The organism is Gardnerella vaginalis, from assembly GCF_001546455.1.
Taxonomy (GTDB): Bacteria; Actinomycetota; Actinomycetes; order Actinomycetales; family Bifidobacteriaceae; genus Bifidobacterium; species Bifidobacterium vaginale_B.
This window is the reverse complement of sequence record NZ_KQ956806.1, coordinates 11,737-18,356: the sequence shown is the minus strand read 5'-3', so window position 1 is coordinate 18,356 and position 6,620 is coordinate 11,737. Positions and strand designations below refer to the sequence as shown.

Here is a 6,620-nt window from a genome sequence, read left to right as displayed (position 1 = left end):
GAAGAAGCCGTTAAGAGAGAAGTATTTGAAGAGACAGGTCTTAATTATGAAGTAGATCACCTTGCCGTCATACACGAGAACTTATTCATCGGCAGCTCTGGCTTAAAAGGAGTAGACTTCCATGAGCTGACATTATACTACATGATGAAGCCCATGGGCAAAAGAGGTTTTACGAGCCATAGTACTACAGAGTCAGGTGCTAAAGAGACAATGCATTGGTTACCTATAGATGAGCTTGATAAGTTCAAGGCTTACCCAACATTTATGAAAGAATATCTTAAATCGGAGCATAGTGGAATAGAGCATATAATTTCAGATGAAAGATATTAATGAATCCCGCTATTATGGCAAGAGATCGTTGCATGGAAAATTTGATTTAAAAGACAAGCCAAGCTCTGATGTTCTTAAAGTACCAGGGATTAATAAAACAGGTAATGTTGCTATAGGTTATAAGAAGAAATAGTAATATTTTGCACTCAAAATCAAGCTATTAAGCTAAATGGTATACCTTTTGCGATATTTTTCTATCGTTAAAAGGTGCACCCACTTTGCACCCAGCTAGAAGTTAGGAAATAGGAGTTTAGAAACTTTCCTGTACCGTATGAGGGAGAAAAGAAGATTGATGAAAAAACACAACTCATCGACCAATCAGAAAAATATTTGAAGTACAAGAAAACCTACAAAGCCCATACCAAACTAAAGAACAGTAAACAGGAAGATTTTTACAACGAACATACAGCAGAAATCATTTTATTTGAAAGTGCTAAGAAATATCTCAAAGAACATTTAGGAGAAAGTAAGACCTTAGCCATCAGTAAATGGGAAACGGTAATTTTTGCTCCAATACTTGGAATTATAGCTGGAACTTTAGGTCTCTATTCAAGTATTTATTTAGGTCTATCTTCCGGAGGAATGATAACTGTATTTTCTGCAATTGTTTATATAGTTTGCATAATTATTTATCACGCAAAAAACATGATAATAAAATTTATACAAGCAAAAAGAGATGTTACTCAAATGGCATAATTGTAAAAAGTTACTTTATAACATTCTCCTATATCGTGGGGCTTAAATCTAAGCCCCACTTTTTATATTCAAAACTATTTTTTCAAATAAATAAAAGTCAAAGACTTTACATATTTAACGCTTATTCTTAGCTAAAATACCTGTTTTTAATATCATTTGTAAGCATACACTGAACAAAAAAATACAAAACAATATATTGCATATAAAAGGTGAAATACTGCGCGCAATTATTGCGCCTAAGTTTACAGTAAATGTCGCAAAAATACCGATAATAATTCCTTCAGTAAAATGAGTATAATGGTAACGAGCATTAGCAATACTACCACTTATAGCTGTAGGAAGCGTGACAAGCAAAGCAGTTCCTCTTGCCATAAGGTCTCCCATGCCGAGCAAAAGTTGCACGCATGGCACTATAATTCCTCCGCCACCAACGCCTAAAATACCTGAAAAAATACCAGAAACAACGCCTATAAATATAAGACATATAGCTTTTAAAAAACTAACATTAAAATCTACATTTCTTAACGGAATCCAAACTTGACTAGAACATATAACTAGTAATACAAAAAGTGTAAAACACCAAGGAAATATTTTTTTAGGCAAAATATGTGAAAAATATACCCCAATTTGTGATCCGAAAACTGAACCTATTATTAGAAAAAATGCTGATAAAAATGACACTTTGCCGTTTAAACCGTAAACAATGCTTCCACAAAGCGACGTTATAATTATGGCAACAAGAGAAGTAGCAGTAGCATGACGCTGATCAAATTTCATAAAAACAGTTAATGCAGGAACTATCACCATTCCTCCACCTACACCGAACAATCCTGATAAGAAACCTGCTAATAGTCCAATGAAAACGATTAAAACAATATTATGGAAATTATATTTGGTTTTAAAAATATTTCTCAACATATATCTTTTCTTCACAAAATACCTCCTCGTACTTTATTCACTGCTTTTACTATGTTATATGAAAAATAGAATATTTCTATACTAGTTCAATTGTAATTTATGTATTTATTTATCTAATTAACGTAAAATATTCTTTGTTAATAAACACAGCAATTCGATGGGTTCATATATGGTAAAAAAATTGCATCAACTATACTAATACTTTGTCTTAGGGGGGCTCTCTAGGCTATTTTTATGCTCAAGAATCAAGCTATCAAGCCAATCTTAAACCTTTTTGCGATATTTCCTATCGTTAAAAAGTGCACCCAATATACATAGTGTGCACTCAAAAAAGTGTAGCTATACTAGGAGTTCTCTCAATCTCACGTCGAGAGTGTTGTTTTGATGTCAAGAATTAAGAACTAAACAATAGATAAAAGGCTTGAGGAATGGGTTTCGATGATTGCTATGGTTTATACAGATAATCGGAATCCATTTTTTAAACCGCTTGACAACATTTCTTATCAAGGTTGTCTAAGTTTTCATAGTAAGAAGGAGCTAATAGTATTTTGATGCTGTGAACTCCTTCTTATTTTGAATTGCTCTACAGCGGAGTATTAAAATCAGCAACTAAGCTTAAAAGAGCAAATAAAGCAAATAATAATGATAATGCAATTATGAGTAGCGTGAAAATAATTTTCATAACAACTAATCTGTAAACTATTTTTATTTCGGTAATTGTATCAAATTTTGCGTTTTATATAGTAGATAATCAGAAATGGTATAACGAATGCTATAACAACGTAAGACATGAATATAAAGAAGAATTCTCGCGCAGAAGCATCTGATAAAATCAAAACGGCTGGTGGCAAAAGTATTGCAAAAATAATAGATGGTAGGAACAAAGATTTAGATATTTTTAATGTCGTCTTGTTAATAAAAATGAGATGTAGTGGATATAGATATAGTCCAAGGTCTAAACCTAACCAGATAAAAAACGCTCTATCGTCTATGCACTCAAACGGATGGCCGCTAGGAGATAGGCTGTCGTTTTTAGGTATGCTATCGGCAATCAGTGATAAGACAACTGGAATAATGATAATACAAGCAATATAAGTGTAAAAATATACTATTTGTTTTTTTGTCATTTTTGTTATTTTTGTCATGGGAAACGATTCCTTTGCAAAGTTTAATCACTATTCAATTATAACTTTCCGTAGTTGGTTTAGGTATTTTTTGTGGGATGGGAATTAGGTGTATTGGTAAACCTGAAGGAGTGTGAAAATGGCTGCAAAATATTTAGTGTGTGCAGCAATTCTTTTGTTGCGTGTATTTTCATGTTTTATGCTGAGCGCTACTTAATGCATAATTCGTATAATAATGTGATAAAAACACTAAAATACGTATAATTATGTGATTAAATACACCAAAACATATATAATAATGTGATACACGATAAAAGATAACGCAAAATATAACAAAATAATCGCAGAATTGTTGCAATACAACAACGTAGCAATGCAATACGCTTAGAAACAGCAACGCGCTAATACGACTGCAATATTTAATAGCGTAACGTCAAGTGAAAGGTGAGTAATCATGAAAAGGCTGATTATGAGCAAACTTTTAGCATGGAAGAGCTCGCCGTATCGTAAACCGTTGATATTAAAAGGTGTGCGTCAAGTTGGTAAAACTTGGATACTAAAAGAATTTGGTAAGCTCTACTACAAAAATATTGCTTATTTTAACTTCGACGAAAACAAAGAATATAAGCAATTCTTTGAAACCACTAAAAATGTGGAACGAATTTTACAAAACCTAATGCTTGCAAGTGGCCAAAAAATTGAACCAGAAAACACGCTTATTATATTTGACGAGGTTCAGGACTGCCCAGAAGTAATAAACTCGATGAAATATTTTTGTGAAAACGCTCCGCAGTATCATGTTGCTTGTGCTGGATCATTGCTTGGAATAACGCTTGCCAAACCATCTTCATTCCCAGTTGGAAAAGTTAATTTTATGCAAATAAACCCAATGAATTTCACAGAGTTTTTACTTGCTAATGGAGATGAAAATCTAGCGAAGTTTATTGAACAAATTGATAAAATAGAGCCGATTCCAGACGCATTTTTTAATCCGCTATACGAGAAATTAAAAATGTATTATGTTACAGGTGGTATGCCTGAGTCAGTTTTAATGTGGGCTAAAGCACGAGATGTAAACGCAATGCAAGATACATTGTTTGAGATTATAACAGCTTATGAACGAGATTTTGCAAAGCATCCTAATGTTAGTGAATTTCCAAAAATATCAATGATTTGGAATTCTATTCCATCTCAACTTGCGCGCGAAAACAAAAAATTCTTGTATAAAGTTGTTAAAAATGGTGCGCGAGCAAGAGAGTATGAAGACGCTTTGCAATGGCTTGTGTCGGCACAATTGGTGTATAAAATTTATAGAAATACTGCGCCGAATTTACCTATTGCTGCTTATGATGATGTATCTGCTTTTAAGATTTATTTAGCAGATGTTGGTTTGTTAAGGCGATTAGCACAACTTGCTCCTACTGCATTTGCGGAAGGCAATAGGCTGTTTACTGAGTTTAAGGGTGCTTTAACAGAAAATTATGTTTTGCAGGCGTTACTTACTCAATTTGAAGTTATGCCTAGATACTGGTCTCAAACGAATCCGCCGTATGAAGTGGATTTTCTTATTCAACGAGAAAATGATATTTTCCCTGTTGAGGTTAAATCTGAAGCAAATATTAATAGTAGAAGTTTGAAAAAGTTTAAAGAACTATTCCATAATCAAACGAAATTACGTATACGATTCTCGCTGAATAATCTAAAACTAGACGATGATATGTTGAATATTCCGTTATTTATGGCTGATTACACGGATAAGCTTATAGAACTTGCGCTGAAAGAAAACAATTGAGAAAGAAAGATAATTTAAAAGGGAACGATTAGAAGATATAGAAGTAGATTATCGGATGATTTTTAGCTATAGTTATTTTGTAGGTTACATATCTGCATTCTTCGTCCATAATTTACATCCCGTCAGTTTTATTAGACTCAAAGATGATTTGTACTACGAGACGAATGAATATTGGGCAGATGATAGTGAATAACAGAGTGAAGATTGAACATGATAATCGCAGCTGCAATTAGGTAAAGATTAAGTTGTAGAGGAGGCATAAATGAAGCATATCAAGCATTATACGTTTTTGACTATTGTAGTTTGCATTATGTCACTTATTTCAGGTTGTACGAATAAGAATAGTTTTAGTGATAATAATAGAGAGCAAAAAACAGAAAATCAAAAGTCTGCAAGGAATGAAAGGCACTCAGAAAATAATGAAGATGTTGACTGGAAAGAGGTAAGTAAAAGTGGTGTTGATGAAACTTTGCTTATAAAAAACATAGATAAAAAGGTTCTCACGTATGTGGCTAAACAATTACAAAATCTATGCGATGAGATTGGTGAAAAGGGGCGCAAAGATAAATTCTATTGGCTGACAGGACAATGGTATAACGATGTAATGTATTCTAAACAATATATTAGTGTCATATTATTAGGTAAAAAAGCAATGAAACCATTGTTCCTAATAATATATAAAAGCAAACAGGCTGGAATGTATGAATGGGTTTGCAGTAAAGCTTTAGATGAAATATCTGGTTTTGATTTCTCGGGATTAAACAATGGCGTAGGCTGGAGCAATTCTAAAGAATTTTTAAAGGCATTTACCGATAAAATTATTGAACAAAAAAATTAGCAACTTTCTGTTTCTAATTGTCTTGGATGTTTACGTTCCTACAATATTCCCAATATTAACTTCCATTCTGCAATGAGCATTAAGGCTATTTTGCTGTCGAGTGGTTGTGTGCTCTAGTTGCTTATGTTTTGGGGAACAAATCGGTGGAATAATCGTAAAAAAGTTCCTTACATTATTTGATTTCTCATGGTCAGGGCTTGTTGGTTATTCCAGAAAATAAGGTTCCTGAGTTTAAGAAGTTGATTGTTGAATATTATGAGGGTGAAGATTTGCATGTGATTGCTTCGTTTATGAGGGAATATTGTTGGAAGCATTAAACCGCGCGATTATGTTGGTTCTTCTGTTTCGTGAATCTTGCTGTTTATGAAAAGTATAGTTTGCTAGTAAATGAAGAAATTAGTGTCGATAATCTAGACAAATTAATAAAAAAAAATAGGATATTTATTAAGATTATTACAGTAATCAGAGCGAATGGTAGATCTTGTTTACTTAATAATCTGTTTTATAATCATTTGATACAAAGTGGTGTTAACGAAAAGGAGGCTAGTAGTGTTATGAGAAGTAAAACTATTTTTGGTAAAAACATTTTTCAAAGTTGTCTTGTTATGCTTTTGCTGCTAGGATCACTCTTCTCTCTTGCTGGATGTGCCGACGATGATGAGAAGGCAGAGTTTGCGTCGTATCATTGGGAAACAGTAGAGGTATCTCAGAAAGAATATCGCCTACCAGACGATTACATGAATAAAGGTGAACTGTATCTCTTTGCGTCACGAGACATTCTTGATTCTCACTATGATTTGTCTAAAGTTACTCTTGGAGATAAGCCCATCAAATTAGTTGACTCACAGTTTAATTTGCCTAGTTCAGGACTTAAAGCTTTATTTTTAGTGGGAAAATTTGATTTAAAAGACAAGCCAAGCTC

At 33.1% G+C, this 6,620-nt stretch carries 7 protein-coding genes and 2 pseudogenes; 8 read left to right on the top strand and 1 reads right to left on the bottom strand.

Going from position 1 to position 6,620, the window contains the following annotated elements:
• From HMPREF3216_RS00890 to HMPREF3216_RS06665, 3 genes and pseudogenes are all read left to right on the top strand, one after another.
• Positions 1-330, top strand: a 330-nt coding sequence (locus tag HMPREF3216_RS00890) for an NUDIX domain-containing protein (protein ID WP_060786521.1), incomplete at its 5' end; no start/stop codon positions are given.
• Complete coding sequence (locus tag HMPREF3216_RS06360; RefSeq protein WP_155639661.1) at positions 317-463, top strand: hypothetical protein; 147 nt, start codon at positions 317-319, stop codon at positions 461-463. The genes HMPREF3216_RS00890 and HMPREF3216_RS06360, both read left to right, overlap by 14 nt.
• A gap of 146 nt (positions 464-609) precedes the next feature.
• Positions 610-834: pseudogene (locus HMPREF3216_RS06665) on the top strand (conjugal transfer protein TraA); the annotation flags it as partial.
• Between the two features lie 306 nt (positions 835-1,140).
• Here the strand turns inward: HMPREF3216_RS06665 and HMPREF3216_RS00880 are convergent.
• Positions 1,141-1,944 carry a sulfite exporter TauE/SafE family protein gene (locus tag HMPREF3216_RS00880; RefSeq protein WP_081090887.1) on the bottom strand — a complete coding sequence of 268 codons (804 nt, stop codon included), beginning with the start codon at positions 1,942-1,944 and terminating at the stop codon, positions 1,141-1,143.
• A gap of 789 nt (positions 1,945-2,733) precedes the next feature.
• On the opposite strand from HMPREF3216_RS00880, the gene HMPREF3216_RS06350 reads away from it, so the two are divergent.
• The 5 genes and pseudogenes from HMPREF3216_RS06350 to HMPREF3216_RS06660 form a co-directional block, all read left to right on the top strand.
• Positions 2,734-3,039, top strand: a complete 306-nt coding sequence (locus tag HMPREF3216_RS06350) for a hypothetical protein (RefSeq protein ID WP_075523752.1) — start codon at positions 2,734-2,736, stop codon at positions 3,037-3,039.
• Positions 3,040-3,522: 483 nt separating this feature from the next.
• Positions 3,523-4,860: an ATP-binding protein gene (locus tag HMPREF3216_RS00870; RefSeq protein WP_060786517.1), complete on the top strand. Its 1,338-nt coding sequence runs from the start codon at positions 3,523-3,525 to the stop codon at positions 4,858-4,860.
• A 262-nt stretch (positions 4,861-5,122) separates the two neighbouring features.
• A complete protein-coding gene (locus HMPREF3216_RS00865; protein ID WP_060786516.1) occupies positions 5,123-5,698 on the top strand; it encodes a hypothetical protein in 576 nt (191 codons plus the stop codon).
• 176 nt (positions 5,699-5,874) lie between these two features.
• Complete coding sequence (locus HMPREF3216_RS06525; protein ID WP_196485411.1) at positions 5,875-6,015, top strand: hypothetical protein; 141 nt, start codon at positions 5,875-5,877, stop codon at positions 6,013-6,015.
• 237 nt (positions 6,016-6,252) lie between these two features.
• Positions 6,253-6,620, top strand: a pseudogene (locus HMPREF3216_RS06660) (hypothetical protein); the annotation flags it as partial.